General features: G+C 70.0%; 23 protein-coding genes. 9 read left to right on the forward strand and 14 right to left on the reverse strand.

The genetic code is table 11. The annotated features are described in order from the left end of the window. Window positions 1-15: 15 nt before the first annotated feature. Together BUB75_RS29595 and dnaE are read right to left on the reverse strand one after the other, a co-directional pair. Window positions 16-654, reverse strand: coding sequence for a DUF6300 family protein (locus BUB75_RS29595; RefSeq protein WP_281248389.1), 639 nt, complete (start codon window positions 652-654; stop codon window positions 16-18). Then, a complete protein-coding gene (gene dnaE / locus BUB75_RS29600; RefSeq protein ID WP_073261362.1) occupies window positions 651-4,196 on the reverse strand; it encodes a DNA polymerase III subunit alpha in 3,546 nt (1,181 codons plus the stop codon). The genes BUB75_RS29595 and dnaE overlap by 4 nt, the downstream gene beginning before the upstream one ends. Window positions 4,197-4,507: 311 nt before the next feature. Between dnaE and BUB75_RS48220 the strand changes: the two genes are divergently transcribed. Beyond that, window positions 4,508-6,139: a serine/threonine-protein kinase gene (locus BUB75_RS48220; protein ID WP_073261365.1), complete on the forward strand. Its 1,632-nt coding sequence runs from the start codon at window positions 4,508-4,510 to the stop codon at window positions 6,137-6,139. Window positions 6,140-6,177: 38 nt separating this feature from the next. Here BUB75_RS48220 and BUB75_RS29610 read toward each other — a convergent pair whose 3' ends face one another. Continuing rightward, window positions 6,178-7,299 carry a nitronate monooxygenase gene (locus BUB75_RS29610; protein WP_073261368.1) on the reverse strand — a complete coding sequence of 374 codons (1,122 nt, stop codon included), beginning with the start codon at window positions 7,297-7,299 and terminating at the stop codon, window positions 6,178-6,180. 61 nt (window positions 7,300-7,360) lie between these two features. On the opposite strand from BUB75_RS29610, the gene BUB75_RS29615 reads away from it, so the two are divergent. The 3 genes from BUB75_RS29615 to BUB75_RS29625 all read left to right on the forward strand — a co-directional run bounded on the left by BUB75_RS29615 (window position 7,361) and on the right by BUB75_RS29625 (window position 10,923). After that, entirely contained in the window at window positions 7,361-8,059 is a 699-nt protein-coding gene (locus BUB75_RS29615; protein ID WP_073261371.1) for a TetR/AcrR family transcriptional regulator, read from the forward strand. A 2-nt stretch (window positions 8,060-8,061) separates the two neighbouring features. Next, complete coding sequence (locus tag BUB75_RS29620; RefSeq protein WP_073261374.1) at window positions 8,062-9,561, forward strand: hypothetical protein; 1,500 nt, start codon at window positions 8,062-8,064, stop codon at window positions 9,559-9,561. Window positions 9,562-9,717: 156 nt separating this feature from the next. After that, window positions 9,718-10,923, forward strand: a complete 1,206-nt coding sequence (locus tag BUB75_RS29625; RefSeq protein ID WP_143175481.1) for an outer membrane protein assembly factor BamB family protein — start codon at window positions 9,718-9,720, stop codon at window positions 10,921-10,923. Window positions 10,924-11,012: 89 nt separating this feature from the next. Here the strand turns inward: BUB75_RS29625 and BUB75_RS29630 are convergent, their stop codons facing one another. The 3 genes from BUB75_RS29630 to BUB75_RS45580 all read right to left on the reverse strand — a co-directional run bounded on the left by BUB75_RS29630 (window position 11,013) and on the right by BUB75_RS45580 (window position 12,864). After that, window positions 11,013-11,588, reverse strand: coding sequence for a hypothetical protein (locus BUB75_RS29630; protein ID WP_073261379.1), 576 nt, complete (start codon window positions 11,586-11,588; stop codon window positions 11,013-11,015). Between the two features lie 309 nt (window positions 11,589-11,897). Continuing rightward, window positions 11,898-12,470 (reverse strand): hypothetical protein, encoded by a 573-nt coding sequence (locus BUB75_RS29635; RefSeq protein WP_073261383.1) that lies wholly within the window; start codon window positions 12,468-12,470, stop codon window positions 11,898-11,900. A gap of 37 nt (window positions 12,471-12,507) precedes the next feature. Continuing rightward, a complete protein-coding gene (locus BUB75_RS45580; protein WP_143175482.1) occupies window positions 12,508-12,864 on the reverse strand; it encodes a recombinase family protein in 357 nt (118 codons plus the stop codon). Window positions 12,865-13,077: 213 nt separating this feature from the next. On the opposite strand from BUB75_RS45580, the gene BUB75_RS29640 reads away from it, so the two are divergent. Both BUB75_RS29640 and BUB75_RS48225 read left to right on the forward strand, forming a co-directional pair. After that, window positions 13,078-13,920, forward strand: a complete 843-nt coding sequence (locus tag BUB75_RS29640; protein ID WP_073261600.1) for a Scr1 family TA system antitoxin-like transcriptional regulator — start codon at window positions 13,078-13,080, stop codon at window positions 13,918-13,920. Window positions 13,921-13,945: 25 nt separating this feature from the next. After that, window positions 13,946-14,152: a DUF397 domain-containing protein gene (locus BUB75_RS48225; RefSeq protein ID WP_073261385.1), complete on the forward strand. Its 207-nt coding sequence runs from the start codon at window positions 13,946-13,948 to the stop codon at window positions 14,150-14,152. A gap of 147 nt (window positions 14,153-14,299) precedes the next feature. Here the strand turns inward: BUB75_RS48225 and BUB75_RS29650 are convergent, their stop codons facing one another. Both BUB75_RS29650 and BUB75_RS29655 read right to left on the reverse strand, forming a co-directional pair. Beyond that, entirely contained in the window at window positions 14,300-15,040 is a 741-nt protein-coding gene (locus BUB75_RS29650; RefSeq protein ID WP_143175483.1) for a hypothetical protein, read from the reverse strand. A 65-nt stretch (window positions 15,041-15,105) separates the two neighbouring features. Continuing rightward, window positions 15,106-15,549 (reverse strand): MarR family winged helix-turn-helix transcriptional regulator, encoded by a 444-nt coding sequence (locus tag BUB75_RS29655; RefSeq protein WP_073261391.1) that lies wholly within the window; start codon window positions 15,547-15,549, stop codon window positions 15,106-15,108. Window positions 15,550-15,622: 73 nt separating this feature from the next. On the opposite strand from BUB75_RS29655, the gene BUB75_RS29660 reads away from it, so the two are divergent. After that, window positions 15,623-15,994 (forward strand): cupin domain-containing protein, encoded by a 372-nt coding sequence (locus BUB75_RS29660; RefSeq protein WP_073261394.1) that lies wholly within the window; start codon window positions 15,623-15,625, stop codon window positions 15,992-15,994. A 66-nt stretch (window positions 15,995-16,060) separates the two neighbouring features. Here BUB75_RS29660 and BUB75_RS29665 read toward each other — a convergent pair whose 3' ends face one another. Beyond that, window positions 16,061-16,639, reverse strand: a complete 579-nt coding sequence (locus BUB75_RS29665) for a hypothetical protein (RefSeq protein ID WP_073261396.1) — start codon at window positions 16,637-16,639, stop codon at window positions 16,061-16,063. Between the two features lie 198 nt (window positions 16,640-16,837). Here BUB75_RS29665 and BUB75_RS29670 point away from each other — a divergent pair, with 198 nt between their 5' ends. Both BUB75_RS29670 and BUB75_RS29675 read left to right on the forward strand, forming a co-directional pair. Further along, the gene (locus BUB75_RS29670) at window positions 16,838-17,263 is read left to right on the forward strand and encodes an OsmC family peroxiredoxin (RefSeq protein WP_073261399.1); all 426 of its coding nucleotides are present in this window, start codon (window positions 16,838-16,840) and stop codon (window positions 17,261-17,263) included. Between the two features lie 191 nt (window positions 17,264-17,454). Continuing rightward, window positions 17,455-17,769, forward strand: coding sequence for an STAS domain-containing protein (locus BUB75_RS29675; RefSeq protein ID WP_073261402.1), 315 nt, complete (start codon window positions 17,455-17,457; stop codon window positions 17,767-17,769). 55 nt (window positions 17,770-17,824) lie between these two features. Here the strand turns inward: BUB75_RS29675 and BUB75_RS29680 are convergent, their stop codons facing one another. The 5 genes from BUB75_RS29680 to BUB75_RS29700 form a co-directional block, all read right to left on the reverse strand. Beyond that, on the reverse strand, window positions 17,825-18,373 hold the full coding sequence (locus BUB75_RS29680) for a GAF domain-containing protein (protein WP_073261404.1): 549 nt from the start codon (window positions 18,371-18,373) through the stop codon (window positions 17,825-17,827). Then, a complete protein-coding gene (locus BUB75_RS29685; protein WP_073261406.1) occupies window positions 18,370-18,681 on the reverse strand; it encodes a hypothetical protein in 312 nt (103 codons plus the stop codon). Before BUB75_RS29685 ends, BUB75_RS29680 begins: the two co-directional genes overlap by 4 nt. A gap of 99 nt (window positions 18,682-18,780) precedes the next feature. Next, on the reverse strand, window positions 18,781-19,233 hold the full coding sequence (locus tag BUB75_RS29690; protein ID WP_073261408.1) for a response regulator: 453 nt from the start codon (window positions 19,231-19,233) through the stop codon (window positions 18,781-18,783). A 126-nt stretch (window positions 19,234-19,359) separates the two neighbouring features. Then, the gene (locus tag BUB75_RS29695) at window positions 19,360-21,027 is read right to left on the reverse strand and encodes a sensor histidine kinase (protein WP_073261416.1); all 1,668 of its coding nucleotides are present in this window, start codon (window positions 21,025-21,027) and stop codon (window positions 19,360-19,362) included. Window positions 21,028-21,062: 35 nt separating this feature from the next. Beyond that, complete coding sequence (locus BUB75_RS29700; protein WP_084741875.1) at window positions 21,063-22,586, reverse strand: sensor domain-containing phosphodiesterase; 1,524 nt, start codon at window positions 22,584-22,586, stop codon at window positions 21,063-21,065. Window positions 22,587-22,592: the final 6 nt, after the last annotated feature.

The raw sequence follows: 22,592 nt of genomic DNA on the forward strand, positions 1-22,592 counted from the left end.
GTCGTGACGGCGAGGTCAGGGCCAGCGGTAGATGCGGGCTCTCGGGGGCCACGGGCGGGCGGCACGTGGCTCGGCGTCCGCGAACGCCACCCAGTCGTCGGTGCGGTCGCCGCCCACCACGCCGGCCAGCCCGGTCCATTCCCGGGCGTCCACGTAGGGGCGACAGCCGTCGCAGGCGAACCAGTCACCGGCCGGCACCGACACCGCCGGACCCGCACGGTAGGCCCAGCGCGGCACCGCGGCCTCGCAGAAGTCACACATCAGCCCCGCACCGGTCGCGGCAGGCGACGCCACCGACGCCGCCCACGCGTCCACCGTCGCCTGCAGCGCCACGCTGTCGACCGACGGCGGCCCCACCGTCTCGACCCACGGCAGCAGCAGCGCGGCCAACTCCTCGACCTGGGCAGCGGTGTTGATGCGGCCGTGCACCGCGAACCACATCACGACCGGACCACCCGTCGGATGGTCGAGGTCGCACGCCGCGCACAGCACTGCCCTCCCCGCCGAGCTCGCCTCATCAGGGCACAGATCGACCGCGAGCAGCGCCGGCCCGGAGCACCGGGGGCACCTGGCCACGTCTGATGAACTCTTTTCAACCTCACCTGTTTCCGCAGGCTGAGCGCCGCCCGCAGGGGTCGGTCGAAAAGAATTCACTCGATCGCCGCCGGTCCGAGTAGTTGCTTCAGATCGGCCATCAGCGCCGGGGTCGGGGTGACCCGGACATTGTCGCCGAGCTTCCAGCGAGTGGCGCGTGCCTTGTGCTGCAGTTTGAGGTGCACCTCGGTCGTCCCGGGGTGGATCGACAGCGTCTCGCGCAGCTGGGCCACCAGCTGGTCGTTGACCCGGTTCGCGGAGAGCAGGATGACGACCGGCTTCTCCGAGTCGGCCTCGCCCAGGTCGAGCAGCGCCAGGTCCTGCGCGAGCAGCTGCGGCTGGTCCTCCCGCTTGTCGAGCCGCCCCTTCACCAGCACCATCGCGTCCTCGACCAGGTGCTGGCCGACGAGTTCGTAGGTGGCCGGGAAGAACCGGACCTCGATACCGCCTTCGAGGTCCTCCAGGCGCGCGCTGGCCCACAGCTTGCCCTGCTTGGTCACCCGCTTCTGCAGCCCGGAGAGCAGGCCGCCGACCGCCACCTGCCTGCCGTCGGGGTAGTCGTCGCCGACCAGCGCGGAGATCGGGCAGTCGACCTTCGCCGCCAACAGGTGCTCGACCCCGGAGAGCGGGTGGTCGGACACGTAGAGACCCAGCATCTCCCGCTCGGTCGCCAGCTTTTCGTTCTTGGGCCACTCGTCGGTGCTGATTGGGGGCGTGAACGCCACGCTGAGGTCCTCGCCGCCGCTGTCGCCCCCGAACCCGGACCCGAACAGGTCGAACTGGCCGACCGCCTCGCTCTTCTTGATCTCGGCGAACGACTCGACCGCGGCCTCGTGCACCGCGAGCAGACCCTTCCGGGTGTGCATCAGCGAGTCGAACGCACCGGCCTTGATCAGCGCGTCGACGACCTTCTTGTTGCAGACGATCGCCGGCGTCTTCTTGAGGAAGTCGTAGAAGTCCTTGTACGCGCCCTTCTCGCCGCGCGCCGCGATGATCGCGTCGACCGCGTTCGCGCCCACGTTCCGGACGCCGGCCAGGCCGAAGCGGATGTCGGTGCCACGCGGGGTGAAGTTCGCGTCGGACTCGTTGACGTCCGGCGGGAAGACCTTGATGCCCATCTTGCGGCACTCGTTGAGATAGACCGCCATCTTGTCTTTGTCGTCGCGGACCGACGTCAGCAGTGCCGCCATGTACGCCGCGGGGTAGTTGGCCTTGAGGTACCCGGTCCAGTACGAGACCAGCCCGTACCCGGCGGTGTGAGCCTTGTTGAACGCGTAGTCGGAGAACGGGACCAGGACGTCCCAGAGTGCCTTGATCGCCGCGTCGGAGTAGCCGTTCTGCTTCATGCCCTCGGAGAACGGCTTGAACTCCTTGTCGAGGATCTCCTTCTTCTTCTTGCCCATCGCGCGCCGGAGCAGGTCGGCGTTGCCGAGCGTGTACCCGGCGACCTTCTGCGCGATCGACATGACCTGCTCCTGGTACACGATCAGGCCGTGCGTCGTGTCCAGGATCTCGGCGAGCGGCTCGGCCAGCTCCGGGTGGATCGGGGTCTTCTCCTGCTGGCCGGTCTTGCGCAGCGCGTAGTTGATGTGCGAGTTCGCGCCCATCGGGCCCGGCCGGTACAGCGCGAGCACCGCGGAGATGTCTTCGAAGTTGTCCGGCCGCATCAGCCGCAGCAGCGACCGCATCGGCCCGCCGTCGAGCTGGAAGACGCCGAGCGTGTCGCCGCGCGCGAGCAGCTCGTAGGTCGCCGGGTCGTCCAGCGGCAGATCGAGTAGGTCGATGTCCGGGCCGCCGTCGGCGACGATCGCCTTGAGGCAGTCGTCCAGGACCGTGAGGTTCCGCAGGCCCAGGAAGTCCATCTTCAGCAGGCCGAGCGTCTCGCAGGTCGGGTAGTCGAACTGCGTGATGATCGCGCCGTCGGAGGCCCGCATCCAGACCGGGATGTGATCGGTCAGCGGCTCGGCCGACATGATCACGCCGGCGGCGTGCACACCGGCCTGCCGGATCAGCCCTTCCAGGCCACGGGCGGTGTCGATGACCTTCTTGACGTCCGGGTCGCTCTCGTAGAGTCCGCGGATCTCACCGGCCTCGTTGTACCGCTTGTGGCTGGGGTCGAAGATGCCCGAGAGCGGGATGTCCTTCCCCATCACCGCGGGCGGCATCGCCTTGGTGATCCGGTCGCCGACCGCGTACGGGTAGCCGAGGACGCGTGCCGAGTCCTTGATCGCAGCCTTGGCCTTGATCGTGCCGTACGTGACGATCTGGGCGACCTTGTCGGCGCCCCACTTCTCGGTGACGTACCGGATGACGTCACCGCGCCGACGCTCGTCGAAGTCGATGTCGATATCGGGCATCGAGACGCGGTCGGGGTTGAGGAACCGCTCGAAGATCAGGCCGTGCGGCAGCGGGTCGAGGTCGGTGATGCCCATCGCGAACGCGACCATCGAACCGGCTGCCGAACCACGCCCGGGGCCGACCCGGATGCCGTTGGCCTTCGACCAGTTGATGAAGTCGGCCGTGACCAGGAAGTACGACGGGAAGCCCATCTGCAGGATGACGCCGATCTCGTACTCGGCCTGCTTGCGGTGCTGCTCGTCGTAACCGTTCGGGAAGCGGCGCTTCATCCCCTCCCAGACCTCGTGCCGGAACCAGCTCTCCTCGGTCTCGCCCTCCGGGACCGGGAACTTCGGCATCAGGTTCTTCTTGACGAACATGCCGGCCGTGTCGACCTTCTCGGCGATCGCCAGCGTGTTGCGGCACCCCTCCTGCCACGCGTCGGAGGAGTCGATGCCGTACATCTCCGCAGCCGACTTCAGGTAGTACCCGGTGCCGTCGAACTGGAAGGTCGGCGCGGCGAGCGTCGAGCCGGTCTGGACACACAGCAGGGCGGCGTGCGAGGTGGCCTCGGACTCGTGCGTGTAGTGCGAGTCGTTGGTGACGACCGGCGGGATGCCGAGCTCTTTGCCGATCCGGAGCAGACCGTCGCGGACCTGGCGCTCGATGTGGAGGCCGTGGTCCATCAGCTCGAGGTAGAAGTGCTCCTTGCCGAAGATGTCCTGGTACTTGCCTGCCGCCGCGCGCGCCTCGTCGTAGTGGCCGAGCCGGAGCCGGGTCTGCACCTCACCGGAGGGACACCCGGTCGTGGCCATCAAACCCTTCGAGTGCTCGGCGAGCAGCTCGGCGTCCATCCGCGGCCACTTGACGAAGTAGCCCTCGGTGTAGGCGCGCGAGGAGAGCTGGAGCAGGTTGTGCAGCCCGTCGTTGTTGCGGGCCCACATCGTCATGTGCGTGTACGAGCCCGAGCCGGAGACGTCGTCGCTCTTCTGGTCGGGGCGGCCCCACTGGATGCGCTTCTTGTCGTACCGGCTCGCGGGCGCGATGTAGGCCTCGGTGCCGATGATCGGTGTGATGCCGGCCGCGGTGGCCTTGGTGAAGAAGTCGTACGCACCGTAGGTGTTGCCGTGGTCGGTCATCGCGACCGCGCCCATCCCGAGCCGCTCGGCCTCGGCGAACATCTCTTTCAGGCGCGCCGCTCCGTCAAGCATCGAATACTCAGTGTGCACATGCAGGTGGACGAATCCATCGGCGGCGCCGGGCATCGGGAGAGCGCCTCCTGGGGCGGGAGTGGCGGGGAGCACCAAGCACCCTACCCGCCTCGCGCGCGGCTCGGGACCAGCGACGCCGAGGTGTGGACAACCGCCCTGACCGGCCGAGGAACGGTTACACCGTCCGGTGGAACGGCGATGTCAACGAACGGCTGAGGTGTCGTATCGGGGGTGGGATCGCGCTCTGTGACCGGTGCCGTCGACGGTCGGGCGAGCGGCGCTCTGGCCGGGCCGTTCCTTACGGTGTGTGATGTTCCGATGCTTTCGCCGGTAACTGCCTGCGCCGGTGCAGTACCTTGGCGCTCATGTGGCAGCAGGGCGACCACCAGGCCGAGTCGGCCCTGCTCGGCGCCGAGATTCGGAGTGTGCGCACTGAGCTCGACGAGGTGACCGCGCGCCAGCGTGGCGCGCTGGACCGCACCGACGTCGTGAGCCTGGTGTTGATGGTCGTCGGGCTGGCGGTGTTCGCGTCGGTGGCCGTGGTTTCCTACGCGTCCGGACAGGACGGGCGCGGGCAGACGTTCGGTGTCTTGACGCTGCTCGCGGTGCCGCTGGTCGTGGTGGGGATCTGGCGGTCGGTCGGGCGGTATTTGATGTTGCGCCGCCGGGTGGGTCGGATCCGGCGCCGGGAGGCTCAGCTCGCCACCCGGCTGGAGACGCTGGGCGGCACCGTTCCGCCGCCGGGGTCCGCGGAGCCCACGGCGCCGATCGGATCTACCGCGTCCGCGCCGACCGTGCTCTCGGGCGGGACACCGCCTGCCACGTCAACGGTCGTGGATCCCGCGGCGCTGACGACGCCCGCCGTTCCGACGACGCCGACGGCGCAGGCGACGCCGACCGCCCCCACGCCCCCGACGACCCGCGAGCCGAGCCCGACGCCACCCCACGGCCCGCCATCTGGCGGCCCGCCGTCCGGCAGTCCGACGCCCGGCGGGCCTGCGGCCGGTGGCCCGGCGACGGCGGCCGACGGGCCGGCGACGCCGGGTTATCCGACGACGCCCAACGGCCCGACGCCTTCGCCAGGGAGGTCGACGCCGGTCGGGGTGCCGGACGACGGGCGGCCGAGCGTGGCGGACGCGATCGCGATGCTCGAGTCCGCCCTCCCCGCTTATGCGGTGCGGCGTGAGCTGGGCCAGGGCGGCTGCGGCATGGTGTTCCTCGCGGAGCACCGCCAGGCAGGCTGGTTACGCGCGCTGAAACTGCTCACCGAGACCGAGCTGGTGCCGGACTCGCAGTCCCGCTTCCTGCGCGAGGCCCAGGTGATGGAGAGCCTCGACCACCCGCACGTCGCCCGCGTCTACGAGTACGTCGAGCACGCGGGCTTCAACCTGATCGTCATGGAGTTCCTGTCCGGTGGCAGCGCCGCGGCGCGCCGGGCGGAGCTGCTCGGCCGGCCCGGGCCGATCTGCGCGATCGGGCTCGCGGTGGCCGACGCGCTCGCGGTCGCCCACTCCCGGGGGGTCGTGCACCGGGACATCAAGCCGGGCAACCTGCTCTTCGCCGAGGACGGGGCGGTCAAGGTCACCGACTTCGGCATCGCGAAGCTGCTCGCGGGCGGGGACGGTGAGCCGGCTAGCATCCTCGCGCTGACGCCCGGGTATGCCGCGCCGGAGCAGCTCAATGCCGACGAGATCACCGCCCGCACCGACCTGTACGGGCTCGCGGCGACGCTCTACCGGATGTTCAGCGGCCAGACGCCGCCGCTGCCCAGCGCCAACGGAACGCCCAGGGCTCGGATGGGCGCGATCCCGCCCGGCATCGCCGCTGTCCTGGAGCGGTCGCTGAACGGGTTCCCCGAGCAGCGCCACCCGGACGCGATGAGCTTCGCGCTCGACCTCGCGACCGCGTCGGCCGCGGCGCTCCGGCCGGGGTGGCTGGACGACGCCGGCGTCCCGTTCCGCGGCGCCGCCCCGATCCGCCGCGCCGCCGACGCCTAACCCCGCGCGGCCAAGCCGCGCCACGGCACCCGCCCCGGTTACTCCAGGGTGCGGGCTACGCGCTCTACCGCGTCGGCGTAGTCGGTTGCCATGTCGTACACGACGTCCCGGGTCGACTTCACCTCGTTCATCAACCCGACGCCCTGCCCGACCCAGTAGGTCGCCAGATCCTGCGCCCCAGCGTCGCCGGCCGCCGCCAGCGCGTCCACGTGCCGCAGCGCGGGCTCGCTGATCAGCGTCTGCAGCGGCATCGGCAGCGGTTCCGGGCTACCCGGCCGCGTCCAGGCGTCCGTCCACGGCGACTTCAGCTGCCGCGACGGCTTACCGGTCCGCCCCTTCGAGCGCACGGTGTCCCGCGACGTCGCGGCCAGGAACTTCTCCCTGGTGTGCGGCGCGGTCTCCGCCTCGGGCGTGGTCAGCCACACCGAGCCGGTCCAGACACCGGCCGCGCCGAGAGCGATCGACGCCGCCATCTGCCGCCCGGTCACGATGCCGCCCGCCGCCAGAACGGGAACCGGCGCCACCGCCTCCACCACCTCCGGCACGAGCACCATCGTGGTGACCTCGCCGCAGTGCCCACCGGCCTCGGTGCCCTGCGCGATGATGATGTCGACGCCGGCCGCGACCTGCTTGATCGCATGCTCGCGCGCACCGACCAGCGCGGCCACCGGCACTCCGGCGGCACGCCCGCGCTCCAGCATCACCGCGGGCGGCACGCCGAGCGCGTTGGCGATCAGTTTGATCGGATGGCTGAACGCGACGTCCAGCAGCTCGTCCGGCGCCGGGATGCTCTGCGCGAACGCCAGGCCGTCCGTCGCCGGCCCTGCGGCGGGGGTCACCCCGTGTGCCGCCAGGATCTCGTCCACGTAGGCCCGATGTTCCGCCGGGATCGCCGCGAGCAGGGCGTCCATATCGATCGGAGTGCCCGGCTGCAGCGCGGCTGCACGTTCGGGAACGATGATGTCGACCCCGTAGGGGCGACCTTGGATGTGGTCGTCGATCCACTTCAGCTCGGTCTCGAGCTGCTCCGGGGTGAACATCGAGCCGCCCAGCACACCGAACCCACCGGCCAGGCTGACCTCGACGACCACGTCGCGGCAGTGGCTGAACGCCAGCAGCGGCAGGTCGATGCCGAGTAAGTCACAGATGGCGGTCTTCATGCGCACATCGTGAACGCATCCGTTCATGTTGTAAAGTCCCCTTCAAGATGGGGGAGGAAAGATGGCGCAGGAACGACCGCCCGGTGGGCAGCGCGTCTACGGTGGGCTGAGCCCGGCCGAGCGGGTCGCCCGCCGCCGCGAGCAGTTCCTCGACGCCGCCGTCGACGTTTTCGGAACGGTCGGCTGGGCCGGTTCCACGGTCGCCGACATCTGCCGCGCCGCGAAGCTGTCGCCGCGCTTCTTCTACGAGGAGTTCCCCAGCCGCGAGCTGCTGTTCCTGGCCACCACCGACCGGGTAGCGAGCCAGGTCGAGCAGGTGGTCCGGGACGCGATCGCGACCGGCGAGGGTGACGTCCAGACCCAGGCGCGGCACGTGCTCACCGCGCTGGCCGAGTACTTCACCGCCGACCCGCGGACGGTGCGGGTCGCGCTGATGGAGTCGCTGGCTACGCCGGAGTTCCGCGAGCAGCGGCGGCTGCTGCTCTCGAGCTTTGTCGAGCTCGCGGCCCGCCTGATGCGCCCGCTGCGCGCCGACGACCCGGACGACACCCCGGCGCGCGAGCGGAAAGACCTTCTGTCGGCCGGGCTCCTCGTCGGCGGCGTCGTCGAAGTGTTGATCGCGGGCGCCACCGCGAACGAGGCCGGGCCGCGACGCGGTCCCACCGATCTCGGTGCTCTAGCCGTCCGGCGCCGTGGCGCCGCGGAGCTCGTCGAGCACCTCACCGCACTGTTCACCGCCGCCGCCCGCTTGGAGGGCTAGACATGGATGACCACCGGTTACCCGTCCTCGTCGGGGTCGGGCAGGTACGGGCCAACCGCACACGGTCGGTCGCCGAGGCGCGTGAACCGCTGGCCTTGATCCTCGAGGCGCTGGACGCGGCCGCCGCAGACGCCGGCGCACCCGAACTGTTGACGTCCGCCGACGCGATCTACACGGTCCGCGTCGCCAGCTGGGCGTACGACGAGCTGTCCGCCGTGGTGGCCGACGGCGTCGAGGCGACCCCCAAGCACCGGGTCGACAGCCCGATCGGTGGTCAGTGGCCGATCCGGCTGCTCGACCAGGCCGCGTCCCGGATCGCGTCCGGCGAGAGCAGCGTCGCGCTACTGGTTGGCGGTGAGGCGGCGGCGTCGGCTGCCGCGCTGCTGAAGGCGGGCGTCGACCCGGTCGCCGACCTCGGGTGGAGCGCCCACCCCGGGGGTCCGGCGCCGATCGACGCCGCGGACCTCGGCAGCCCGGCGATGCAGGCTGCCGGGCTGCTGTTGCCCACCCGGGTCTACCCGCTCTACGAGAACCGCCTGCAGGCCGACCTCGGGCTGACCCCGGCGGAGAACGCGGACTGGTCGGCGCGCCTCTACTCCGACCTCAGCGCGATCGCGGCGACCAACCCGATCGCCTGGAACACCGAGGCGCTCAGCCCGGCCGAGGTCGGCACGGTCACCGCGAAGAACCGGCTGGTCAGCGAGCCGTATCCGCTCTCGATGAACGCGCTGCCGTTCGTCGACCAGGCGGCGGCGGTGATCGTCACGTCGTTGGCGGCCGCCAGGGCAGCCGGAATTCCCGCCGAGAAGGTCGTGCACATCCGTGCCGCCGCGGGTGTCGACGACGTCGGCGACGTCCTGGCCCGCCCGAAGCTCGGCCGGTCGACCGCGCTGGCCGAGGCGCTGACCGGAGCGCTCGACCGGGCCTCCGTCTCCGCCGCGGAGCTGGACCTGGTCGACATCTACAGCTGCTTCCCGATCGTCCCGAAGCTCGCCGGGCTCGCGCTCGGGCTGCCCCGCGACGCGGTCCTCTCGGTCACCGGCGGCCACTCCTCGTTCGGCGGACCGCTGAACAGCTACTCGCTGCACGCGCTCGCGCGCGCGGTCGAGCGCATCCGTAGCGGCGACCGCCTCGCGCTGGTGCACGCGAACGGTGGGTTCCTCACCTATCAGCACGTGGTGGTCCTCGGCTCGTCCGCGGTGGCGTATGCGAGTGGTCCGGTGCAGGCCCGTACGGGCGGCCTTCCGGTGGTGGACGCCGCCCAGCTGGGCGATGTGGACGTGGTAGTCGAGACCGCCACGGTCGAGCACGGCCGGGACGGCGCTCCGGCGCAGGCGTTCGTCGTGGTGAGTACCGAGGACGGCGTCCGCGCGGCGGTGGCCACCGCACGTGGTGACGCCGCCGCCGCCGCTGCCTGGTCGCTCGACGCGCTGCCGCCCGGAGCCACGACCCACGTCGGCCGCCGCGCCCGTCTCAACCTGGGGATTCTCGAAGCCCGATAGGTACCGGACGGATACGACCAGTCACACAATGCGGAAACCACCGTCGCTTGGACGCAAATCCGTGATCGCCTGATCTCGGAGCGCAACCTTGGCTACCGTGCGTCCAGTTCAGTCTTCAAGGGGGCTGTGGTGCGCCGGAGAGCTCTGCTCGGAGTGGTGTCAACCGTGCTCCTGGTAACCGCGGGGTGCGGGGGTGATCCGCGTGGCGTCCCGGACGACGACCCTCCGAGTTCCGCTCCACCCGGTGCCGTCGCCCCCGAACCCAAGCGTTTCGATCCGCCCGCCAAGTTCCTCAACTCCGGCCAGACCCTCGCCGTGGCGCCGCGGCGAGGGGGGTCACTCGGAAAGCCCGAGGTGGCCGCGGTCTTCGTCGGCGCGACGCTGGTCTACGTCGACGAGTCCTCGCTGGCCGGCCGTGACCTGGCGACCGGGGACGAGCGCTGGGTGACCCCGATGCCGGGCGTGACCAGCGCGGAATCCACCCAGATCGCAACGCCGGCCCTGTTCGAGGGCCGGGTCTACGCCGCAGCGGCGATCACCGTGCCGACCGGCCCCCGGGTGACGAGCCACCGGGCGATCTCGCTGGTCGCGGTCGACCCGGTCACCGGCAACGAGATCTGGACCGCGACGATCGAGGTGTTACCGGGCGACCCGGTCCGCGACGTCCGGCTGGTGGGCGTCACCGCCGACTCGATCGTCCTGGATACCTCCACCACCACGTACGTGGTCGATCCGCAGACACGGAAGACCCGGTGGAAGACGCAGTTCTTCGAACCCACGGTCGTCGACGGCACCGTGGTCGCCGGTCAACTCGGCGAGGACGCCACCGAGACCAAGACGCGGACGGTCGGACTGCGGCTCACCGACGGCGTCCAGCTCTGGTCCAGCCCGGTCGCCGCGCAGCAGGGGCGGTCGTTCCCGCTGGGCCCGGGGCTGATGGCCGTCCAGGGCCGGGAGTTCAGCAGCACCGAGCCGTTCTTCGACTTCCTCGATCCGGCCACCGGGCAGAGTCGCTATCCCGGCGACAGCGACGATCTGAGTGCCTACCAGGACTGCTGGTTCGACTCCCGGACGCTGGTCGTCTGCGGGGCGTCCGGCACGCGGACGATCGCGGTCGGCTACAACTGGTCGGACCTGACCGAGATCTGGGAGCTGCCGGTCGGTGAGCGGGCGGCTCCGCGGGTGACGGCGGCCTGGCACGGCGCCGTCTACGGCGTGCTGGCCGGCAAGCCGGTCATTCTGGACGGTCGCACCGGGGCGGTTCGCAACGCGGCGGCCGGTGCAGCGCCCGAGCTGGTCAACGAATACGCCGGGGTCACGGCCGAGTCCGGCTCGCTGACGCTGTTTCCGGCGATCGCCTGAGCATGGAACGGCCGAACGCCCCGGGTGCCGTGACCGTGGCACCCGAGGCGTTCGGATCGAGCCGGTGGATCAGGTCCGATTCGACCTGATCAGTAGCCCTGGGTGTTCAGGACCCAGGTCCCGCGGCAGCGCCAGTCGTTGCTGCCCCACTTGTTCCAGCTCTGGTGCCAACCCTTGTAACCGCGCTTCGTGAAGTCGCAGTCGTAGGAGTCCCACCACCCCTTGTGCACACCACGCTTGCCGGCCGACTTGCAGGCCTTGTAGCTGCGGTGGAAGCCCTTCACCCGGTCGTGCTTCCACTTGTGCTTGCCGTGGAAGTGACCCTTGTCCTTGTCCCAGCCGCGGTCGCACTCGTCGTCGCACTCGTCGTGCTTCTTGCGGTGGTCCTTCTTGTGCCAGTCACCCTTCGACCGGCCGGACGAGTAGTCCTTCTTCTTATCCGCGGAAGCCCACTTCACCTCGGTCTTCTCGACCTTCGTGTACGACCCGGCGACCGCGTTCGACGACTCGTGGTCCGAACCCCAGTCGTTCTGGTAGCTACCACCGGAGTACTCGTCACCGGTGTGCGTCGCCGCGGACGCCGGCGCGGCGAGACCCAGCGTGGCGCCGCTGGCGAGCGCCAGCCCAGCGACCGAAAGAGCCGTCCGTCGTGCCTTGCTTCCCATTTCCTGCCTCCTCTGATGTTTCAGGCGGAATGAGCAAAGCAGACGCATCGGTGTTTATTCGGCCCCGATTGAGCCTTACGCCAATCACTATTTGTGCAATTAAGGAGTTTTGCCCAGCAGAGTGAGTCGGGGAGATCCGTTGGGAGACGTGTCGTTCCGCCGTTCGGTCGGTTTCGCCCAGATGCCCGTTACCTAACCCGAAGAACAGCTGCGAGGGTTGTGTCGCTTTCGCCGTTCTCTTCGATCCACTCCGGACACGAAAAGACGGACCGGAAAGTCCTCCGGTCCGTCCGTGTTCTCGGGTGAGTTCTAGTCCGCCGCCGGGTCGATGACCTGGATGGTTCCGCCCGCCGAGGTCGCGTTGTGGCACAGCGCCCGGCGCAGGACGTCGTTGGGCGCCAGGTGTGTCCACGTGGGCACCACGATCGCCGACGCCTCGCGCAGGTACAGGTGACGCAGGCAGGCGGAGAACCCCGGCCGCCGGGCGTCGTCGTCGGTGACGTCGTCGCGGTGTACCCGCAGCAGCGTCAGCCCGCGCTCCCTGGCGTACTGCGCGATCGCCTCGACCAGCGGCGCGGTCGCATCGTCGTCGACGTCATCGGTGCCTCTGGCCAACGCCGCGAGCGGGTCCGTCGGGGTCACCACCGCTCGGAGGTACCCGACGACCACGCGGGAGACGTCGCTGCGCGGCCGGCTCGGTTCGCGTTCGATGGTCGGCGACGGCATGTCGAGTGCGGCGAGCAGGCGGACGGCGTCCGCATGCTCTTCGGGGGCGGAGACCGACAGCCGGGGCCAAGCGGTCGGAGTGGTGGGTGCGGCCGGAAGCGTGACGGGCGCGGCGAAGCCGTGCCGTCCCGCGCCACCCGATGCGGCCGGGGTCATGCTCGTCGGTACTCCTTGCGCCGTCACGGTCGACCGGTCACGTTCTGGACTGCGCCGAGGCGAGCGCTTCGTCGGCTACGAACAGGCGACCGCCGGCGTCTTCCACGAGATAGGCCAGCGAGTCGCGGATGTCCGGATGCCAGGACAGGTGCGCGACGTCGAGCAGCAGGACCCCGTCGGCGCGGCGTTCACGCACGTCAGCCAAGGCCGCCGCGAATCCACTTCGTTCACCGCGCCTACCCGTGATCGCACCGGGCCCGATCGCGTCCGCATAGACGTGTCGTAGTTCCAAGGCGCGGTCTTCGGCGTAGCGTCGAAGTGCTTCGAGTTCGGCGTGCGAATCCACGGCGCCTGCACGCGGCGGTCGCAAGTAACCGACAACGGTCGTTGCCATCTGGGTCTCTCCGGGTCTCGGGTGCTGGGCACGCGTCACCGCACGGAAAGACCAATGCGGTGACACCTCGGCGGTCCCGGTAGACGCCGTGGGTCACATGCTGACGACCTCTGTCTCGATAGTGCATCTGTGTCCCCTGCAATGCAACTCCCACTTCGGCGTGGTGCGATTTCGAGGCTGGTGTGGCGGTTCGCGTGGTGCCACACTCGCGCCGTGTCAGGAAGCCCCACGGTTCGTCGCCGTCGTATCGCCAGAGAACTGCGCCACCTCCGCGAGAAGGCGGGGATGACGCTCGAGCAAGCCGCCCGTCAGCTCGACATGTCACGCAGCAATCTGTCCCGCATAGAGACCGCTCAGATCGGGATCAAGCCCAGGGATGTCCGGGCCGCACTGGCCCTCTACGGCATCACCGGGGACGATTCCGAACCGCTCATCGAGATCGCACGTGGCGCACAGCAGCGCGGCTGGTGGCAGAACTATGCCGACGTGCTGCCGGCCTGGTTCGAGTTCTACATCGGCCTGGAGGCCGAGGCGGTTCGAATCAGCACCTACGAGGCGGAGGCCGTGCCCGGCCTCCTGCAGACCGAGGCCTATGCCCGCGCGGCCTTCCGGGCCACCGCGGGGGACGACGACGTCGACCGCAAAGTCGCGGCCCGGCTGCGTCGCCAGGATCTACTCCGAGGAGATTCCCCGGCTGAATTGTCCGTCGTTCTGAACGAAGCAGTTTTGTTGCGGCCGTTCGGTGGCGTAACGGTGATGCGCGAGCAACTTGAGTACATAGCTCAGCTAGCGGCGCTACCCAACGTAACCGTTCAAGTGTTGCCATTCTCGGTCGGCGGGCACCCCGCGATGACGACACCCTATGTCATCCTTAGTTTCCCGGATCCTGACGACAATTCTGTCGTCTACCTGGATAACCTCACTGTGGGTATCGCTCTGGAGGAACCGGACCAGGTGGATGGGTATACCCTCGTGCACCAAAAGCTGTGTGGCATAGCGCTCACGCCGGAGCAATCCGTACTCCGGATCCGCGAAGCCGCTGGTGACATGTCGTAGTCGTGGCAGGAAAGCTGAGGCAGGTATGGCAAACATCGATCTCACCTACGCTCCGTGGCGTAAGAGCAGTGCGAGCACGGGTAACGGCAACTGCGTCGAGGTTGCGCTGATGGAGTCTGTCGTTGCAGTGCGTGACACGAAAGACCGGGGTGGCCCAGCATTGGTGCTGCCCGCGGCGGGTTGGCAGTCGTTCATCGTCGGTGCCAAGTCCGGAGAGTTCGACCTGATCTGAAACGCACGACCCACCACCTGGGCTCCCCGCTCGCGGAACCGCGTCCGGTCGGCAGGTTGCGGCCGGACTCCGCGGCGGGGTGGGACGGAATGAACGGACTGGTCGGCCAGCCGGGTAGCGCTGGTCGGACCGGATCGCCGGTCGCCTCTACCCGGCAGGTCGAATCACCAGGTCGCGGAGTACCGCGTCGGTGCCCCACGCGCTGAATCGCACCGCACCGCACCCGCCGGCCAGTGGAACGCCGCCGTCGGGCAGTGGCTGGCCGTCGAACCACACCCGGGCGCGTGCACCGGCCAGGTCGACCCGGATGCGCGGGTTCTCCTCGGCGCTGGCCAGCACCGCGAGCGTGGTGCCGCGCGCGTCCGCCACCCGCACCTGCTCATCGACGCGGGAGTACTCGATCGACAGCGCTGCCGGAACCGTCGGGTCGGAACCGGCCCGGATGCCGAGGAGCAGGCCCGAGGCCGGCGGCTCCACCGCCGCGACCTCTGTCGCAGCCCGCGTCGTGCTCTGCCGCACGTCCTTCACGTGAACGCTGGCCTCCAGCCGACCGTCGCAGAACTCGGCGTCCGAGAGGTATGCGCCGCCGGTTGCCGCCGGTGCGTTCACGGTCAGCCCGCTCTGCGGATCACCGCTCACCGTCGCGTCGCCGAACGCCTGAGCGGTCGTCGGACGCAATGCCGCCGGGGTCGGCCGGTCGGCGGAGCGCGGCTTGGTCAGGTCGTGTGCCCGTAAACCGACCATCAGCGCGAGCAGCAGGACGATGCCCGCGACGATCGCGCCCATGCGCGCCGGGGCGCCCGGACGAGTGCCACGCAGGCTGAGCGCGACGAGGATCCCGACTACCACGACGACCATCGCCACGGTGGCCTGATCGGACCTGCTCAAGGACTCCACGCCGCTCCCTCCCCGGTGTGGAGGCTTGATGCCCGCTCCGGCGCGGGCTTAACACCTCACCAGACGGCAGGCCGGAGCGGTCCGCGCCCGACGACCCGGCGCAGATCGTCGACCAGCGCGGTGATCCGGTCCTGGCCGAGAACTTCCACCCAGGCGCCGACGGCTTCGGCAGCGGCCGCGTCGGCGGCGCGGGTGCACGCCCAGCCCCGTTCGGTGAGGACGACGAGCCGCGCCCTGGCGTCGGAGGGGTGGGGGCGACGCTCCACATAGCCCTTGCCCACGAGTTCCTCGACTAGCTGGCTGGCGGCCTGTTTGGTGACGCCCAGGTGCTCGGCGATCTCGGTGACGGTCGCGCCGGACGGAGCGAGGCGGACGAACACGAACCCGTGCGTCGGCCGGAGGTCGTCGAAGCCGCGGCGGGCGGTGCCGGCATGGATCCGCTCGACGAGCGTGCCGGCGGCGCCGAGGAGCAGGGTGGAAAGCGCGAGTTCGTCCGCCATGGAATCACCTTGACACAGAGATCAAGCTGCTTGACTATTTGGTCAAGCAGCTTGACTAACTGGAGGAGTGGACATGCCTGTTCTTCAGGCCGATTCGGCGGTGACCCACGAGGTGCACGGTTCGCGATTCACGTCCTACGTGCGGCCGGCGGTGGGAAGCGCGGAGCTCTGTGCGTGGCGGCTGGACGTTCCGGCCGGCACGACCGGCGTACCGCACCGCCCGAGCCGGGAGGAGGTGCTGGTGATCCTCAGCGGCAGCGCCGAGGTGACGCTGGACGGCGAGGTGCGCACCGCCACCGCAGGCGACGTGGTTCTGGTGCCCGCCGGTGCGAGCTTCCGCGTGGACGTGGGTGACGAGCCGCTCCGGGCCTGGGTCACCACGTCCGTCGGCCTCACCGCGGAGTTGCCCGACGGCTCCACGCTCACCCCGCCGTGGGCGGCATGACCGACCTGGAGCCGGCAGCCGTCCGCGCGCAAGGCACGGCCTCACGCGCGGACGACAGCGTCGTTCTCAGCGGGCCGTCCTCCGGGTCACGATGAGCTGGCCCCGGGAGTTGTTCCAAGCGCCGCGCCAGGCGGCGGCCAGGCGCGCACGGTCGGCCTGGTCGACCTTGATGCAGCCGAGGGTCCGGTAATGACGGAACGGCGCCCCTGGGGCGCCGCTCGAGTGGATGAACAGGTCGTTCCGCACCGTCTTGCGGTTCCGACACACGCGATCGGACACTCGCCAGACGTCACCCCGGACGGCTGGGTTGCCCGCCCGGTAGTTCGGCCAGAACCGGACGGCGTACTGCCCCACCGGCAGCACACCGCGGTTCTTCGCACACTCGTCGAGGGATCCCAGCCCACTGCCCGCCCGTACCGAGATGAACCGGCGGGCATGGTCGTGGCGCGATGAGTAGTAGAGCGTCAGCCGGCTGTTCTGCGGCGCGCGTACGTTGATCGCGTAGTAGAAGCGGGGCACCGCCCGCTCGGAATACCGGTCGTAGACGCCGGTGACCTGCGTGCCCGCCGCGGCCGGCGGCGCGGCCAACCCGAGCGTGGTGACGACGCCGATCGCGGCGGTCACGATGTTGCGAATCGTGCTCAATCCGAACTCCTCTCCGGCGCGCGCACGGATAGCGCGCGGGAGAACAGGACACATCAGGAGAAAAGACGCTTTCGGAGCGGGTCGGCGTTTCTAGATTTGTCGACTCGACACCGTGGTTTCGGTGCGCCCGCGTCGCAGTCGTCCGACCGGACACGGGTACGTTCAGGCTGACCCGTACTAAGCGACTTGGAGACGGACATGGCGCTTACCAGCACCGCGACTGCGCACTGGGAAGGAAGCCTTTTCGAGGGCAAGGGATCGGTCAACCTCGACTCCTCCCGCCTCGGCTCGTTCGACATCAACTGGAAGGCCCGCTCGGAAGGGCAGGACTCCACCACCACCCCCGAGGAGCTGCTGGGTGCCGCGCACGCGGCCTGCTTCTCGATGGCGTTCTCCAACGGGCTGGCCAAGGCCGGCACGCCGCCGACCGCGCTGAACACCACCGCTGACGTGACGTTCGTGCCCGGCACCGGCATCACCGGCATCAAGCTCACGGTCCGCGGCGACGTCCCCGGCATCTCCGCGGACGACTTCGCGGCCGCCGCTGCCGATGCCAAGGCGAACTGCCCGGTGAGCAAGGCGCTCGCGGGGGTCGAGATCACGCTCGACGCCGCGCTCGCCTGAGCAGCGACGTACGCGAAGGGCCCCGGTTCTTCCGGGGCCCTTCGCGCATTTCGGGTCGGCGAAGAACGAGCCGTTTGTGGACCGGGGGCTGCGGAGACGCCCCGAGCCGGAAAAACTTGGGTGAACTGGGCGTGAGTACCGGCCGTTATCCGGGTAGCCCTTCGAATGCCACCTGGTGAGGGAGGGCAGCCATGGACCGGCCGCCAACGCGCTTCGACGTCAGCACGACCGATGGCTGCACCGTCCTGCGCGTGTTGGGTGACCTGGATTCCGATTCGGCGCCCACGTTGCGGACGATGCTGTCCAAGGAGTTCGACGTCGGCCATGACGTCATCGTCGATCTGGCGAACTGCCCGTTCCTCGACTCGGTCGGCATCGGGGTGCTGGTCTTCGGCTGGAAGGCCGCGGAGACCGAGGGAACCCGGTTCCACCTGCGCAACATCGGTCGGTACGCGCAGCGGGTACTCGACCTGGTCGGGCTGAGCGATCTGATCCCGGTGGCCTGACGAAAATCGGCGCCGACCAGGGTCGGCGCCGATTCTCCGGGTTGGAGGGTGGCCGTCAGCCGTTGGTGAAGAACGTCGGCATGTAGTCCGGCGAGTTCCGGCTCGGGTGCTGCTCGAACGCCGTGACGACGTCCTCGGCGGCGGCCCGCAGTTCGGCGATCTCCTCGTCGCTGAACAGGTGCGGCTCGACGTCGATGACGCAGTGCGCGCCGAGGACCTGCCCGGACGGTGTGATCAGCGGGGCGCCGGCGTAGGCGCGGATGCCGTCGAGCTCGACGACCGGGTTCGTGCACTGCACCGGGTCGGTGATGGCGTCCGAAACGATGTACGGCTCGCGGGTCAGCACGGTCTGCGCGCAGAACGCCCACTCGGCGGGCCCGCCCGGGCCGCCGCGCAGCCACCCGTCGACGCCGTGGCTGCCGGCGATCAGCATCGCGTTGTCGAGCATCAGCGTGGTCATCGCGGTCGGCATGTGCAGGTGCGCCGCAGTCCGCATCGCGATGGCGTCCAGCTGCTGCTTCAGGTGGGCATCGTCGACGTCGTAGCACGCCAGCGCCGCGAGGCGCTCCTTGTCGGCCAGGCGGTGGTGCAGAAGGGTGCTCATGCCGTGCTCCCGATCAGTTCCCGGTCGGTGGCGATCGCGTCGAAGGCCGCCACCCGGATCTCCAGCGAGCGACCGCACAGCGCGGTGATCGGATCGCTGGACTTCATCGCATCGATGACCCGGTCCAGTGCCTCCGGGTCGGTCTCGTTCCCGGTCAGCCGCGTCTCGCGCAGCAGCTGGGTCCAGATGCGGTCGGTGATCTCGGCGTAGATCTCGGCCAGTGCCTGGTGGGCCTCGTCGAGGTCGGGCCGGGGCAGACCGTAGGGCCCGGACGTGGCGCCGGGTGGGGGGTGCGGGAGATCGATCATGGTCGTCGTCCGTCCTCACGTGCCGCCACGGATCAACTACGGGCGGTTACCACGATGATCACCCATTTCGGGCATTTAGCCAACCCTTGGGTGGCGCAGCTACCTCCGGCGCCCGGGGAGCTGGGCGGTTTGGCCGTAGAACTGCTCGATCTGCACCACGACGCTCTCGAACTCGGCGAAGTCGACCGGCTTCGTGACGTACGCGTTCGCGTGCAGGTCGTAGGAGCGCAGGATGTCCTCGTCGGCGGCGGACGTGGTCAGCACCACAACCGGGATGCTCGCCAGTGACTCGTCGTCCTTCAGCTCCTCCAGAACCTCTCGCCCGCTCTTGCGCGGCATGTTCAGGTCCAGCAGGACGAGGTGCGGCCGCGGTGCGTCCGCGTGCTCGCCCTCGCGTCGGAGGAACTGCATGGCGACGACGCCGTCCGGCACGACGTGGAGCGTGCTGCCTAGCCCGTGGGTGGCCAGCGCCTCTTCGATGATCATGACGTCGCCGGCGTCGTCGTCGACGATTAGGACTTCGAACGGAGGGGGCGGCGAATACTGCGACATGGGAAGGCCTCCTACCGCGTACGGGTGAGAGTCCCGCGCGCTGCTGGACGGGAGACTGGCGCTCATCGTACGGGTCCGGAACCTGACGGTGGTATAGCGGCCAGCGTCCGTGGGTATGGCTGTTCCTCAGGGTTCGTCGGGCCCACGAACCGGCAGCGAGACGGCCATCGTGGTGCCCGGACGCCCGTGCCGCGCCTGGAGGTTGCCCGCGTGTCGTTCGGCGATCGCGCGAGCCAGTGGAAGGCCGAGACCGGACCCCCCGGTGATACCCCGCGCGGTGGCGGCCGACGAGCGGAAGAACCGTTCGAACAACCGGGACCGCTCGTCCTCCGGGATCCCCATCCCGTTGTCGGAGACGGTCAGCACCGCTAGTTCGCCGTGCCGCTCCAGTCGCACCCGAACGTCACCACCGTCCGGGGAGTACTTCACGGCGTTGGACACCAACTGGTCCACCAACTGCCGCAGACGCGCGGGATCACCACACAGCGACAGCACTCGCGGAGCGTCCACCTCGATCTTGACGTCATTGGCCTCGGCCGCGGGCCGGAGCGCCGACACCGCCGCACCCACCAACTCGACGAAGTCGAGCTGGTCGAGGTCCAGCGAGATGTCCCCGGACTCGAGGCCGGCCAAGTCGAGCAGGTCGGCGACGATCTGGCGCAGCGCGTGCGCGTTGCGGTCGACGGACTCCAGCAGCGTCCGGTTGTCGCCGGTGATCCCGTCCGTGTCGGTGAGGAGCAGTTCGGTGTGGGAGACGATCGAGGTCAGCGGCGTGCGGAGTTCATGCCCGACGAGCGCGAGGAAGTCGTCCTTGGTCCGGGTCAGCTCCAGCGCGAGCTCGTCGGCCCGGCGTCTGGCCAGGAACTGCCCGACGTGCGCGGCGACGCCGCCCAGCAGGGCGATCAGTGAGTTCTCCGGCTCCTCGACGGTGGCGCCGAAGAATGCCAGGACGCCGATGAACTGCTCCGGAGTGCGGATCGGCACCGCGATCGCCGAACGCAGCCCGAACCGGCTCGCGGTGTCGGCGAGTCGGGTGTCGCCGCTGGTGGAGACGTCGGCGTACCAGCGGGGCGCCCCGGTCTCCCAGACCTGACCGGCCAGACCGCTGCCGCGCGGCAGCGAGTCGGGCAGCGGGCCGGACGGGCGGTGACCGGGTGCGACCCAGCGGGCGGCCGGGTGCAGGACGTCCTCCGCCTCGTCGGCGAGCCAGAGCTCGCCGTAGGGCCAGGACAGCCGTGCGCCGACCGCCGCGAGCACGCCGGCACCCGCGTCGGCCACCGACGCCTCGGTGGTCAGCGCCTCGGACACCGCCAGCTCGCAGTCGCCCAGCCGGGCGGCCAGCCGGCGTTCGGTGACGTCGTGCAGGGCGAGCAGCGCGCCGAGCAGCCGCCCCTCCGCGTCCCGGACGGGCTGGCCGTGCACGTGGTAGGTCCGTGGGCGCCGTCCGTCCGGACCGAGGTGGACTTCCAGGCCGTGCAGCTGCTCGCCGCGCAGTGCCCGGACGAGCGGGAGTTCGCCGTGCACCGCCCGTGAGCCGTCCGGGTTCCGCAGGCAGCTGGTGATCCGGTGGATGTCGGCGCCGACCTCCAGTTCGCCGCGGACGCCTGCGTCCGGTTGCCAGCTCGCCGCGTCACCGCGGTCGCAGGCCCGCGCCATCGCGCGGTTGAAGAGCAGGATCCGCCCCTTCGGATCGCAGACCACGACCGCTGTGTCGAGGTTCTCCAGCAGCGCACGGAGATAGGGCTGGGGGAGGTCGGCGGGAAACTCCGCCGGAATAGTGTCCTGCTGAGCCATCTCGCGGACTTTAAACCAAAAACAGCGTAATTCTCCTACCGGTAGTGATCCGGTGACACGGGCGCGAGCCAGCGCAGCAGCGCACGGGCCGCCTGGAGGACCAGCGAGCGCTCGTACGTCAGCACGTAGTCGAAGCGGCGTTCGGAGTCCGGGCCGTCGTCGCCCAGATCGCGCGCCACCAGCGCACCGGAGAAGTGCGGACCGACCACTACCACGTTCCACTCGTTGCGGAGCGCGTCGTCGGCGCCCAGCACCGCACCGCGGACGCCGGGCGCGGGCTCGGGACCCACGTCTTCCCCCAGCGCGGCGACCAGCCCGGCCGACGTGGCGAGCCGCGCGTACCGCTGCCGCGTCGTCGCGGTCAGGTATCGGTCGTGCTGGAAGCACGCGAGGACAACCGGCGGCTCCTCGCTGTCGAGGCCCTTCGTCTCCAGGTACTGGCTGATCGCCAGCAGCGAGTCCTTCGACGCTCGCCGGGCCGGCCGGGCGGCCGACAGGAGCTCGAACGGCGTTCCGGTCGGCTCCGCGGCCACGCGGCGGTAGAGCCGCTCCGGCGGGAGCGACGGAGCGGCGTCGGTCGGGAGCGGGCCGGGGCGACCGGTCAGCCAGCCCTGCACGTACGACGCGCCCATCGTGCGCGCGGTCGCCAGGTGTGCCGAGGTCTCGACGCCCTCGGCGAGGATCGCGGCGCCGGACCGTTCCGCCTGCGCGATCACGCTGTTGACGACGCGGGCTGTCGCCAGGTCGTGCGGGTGGCGCAGGAGGTGCATGTCCAGCTTGATGACGTCGGGGTCGAGCAGCGGCATCAGCGCCAGCGACGCCGGGATCGCGCCGACGTCGTCCAACGCGATGCTGCAGCCGGCGGCACGCAGCGTCGAAGCAGCGGTGAGCAGGCCCGCCGGGTCGGCGGCGATCGACCGCTCGGTCATCTCGACGACGAGGTGCAGGCGGCGCTCGGCGTCCCGGATCGCGGGCAGCAGGTCGTCGGGGCACGGCGTGGCGGCAGCGAGCGGCTCGGCGTTGACGAACAGGGCGGTGGAGCGGTCGAGGCCGGCGGCGATCGCGGCACGGCCGATCCGGGCCCGGCACGCCCAGTCCAACTCGGTGAGCCGACCGACCTCGGTGGCGGCCGCGAACAGCGCATCGGCGGACTCCCACGGCGTGCTGGCCGGGCCGCGGCTCAGCGCCTCGTACCCGACCAGTGCCCGGTCGTCAGCCCGGACCAGCGGCTGGAACACCGGGAAGATCGCCCGGGCGTCGATCACGTCGTGGATCGTCGGGAACCGGCTGGCCGCACGGTCGGCGCGGTTCGGACGGGCGGCGCCCACCGCTCCCTGCCGGGCCTGCGCGGCGATCGAACCGGGGCGTGGCACCACGCGGACCGCACCGTCGTCGCCGGCCAGCGCCTTGGCGGCGGGGCGGCGGGAGGGCGGTGAGGGGAGCGTATCGGTCACGCCGAGTTGATCGGTGGCGTGCGGTACGCGGAGAGTGGCGGTCGGTTGCAGTTGCGGTGCGAACCGTGCCTTGACCTGCCCGGTGCGTTCGCGGCGATCCGGCATAGGCTG

Source organism: Cryptosporangium aurantiacum, from assembly GCF_900143005.1.
In the GTDB taxonomy this organism is placed as follows: Bacteria; Actinomycetota; Actinomycetes; order Mycobacteriales; family Cryptosporangiaceae; genus Cryptosporangium; species Cryptosporangium aurantiacum.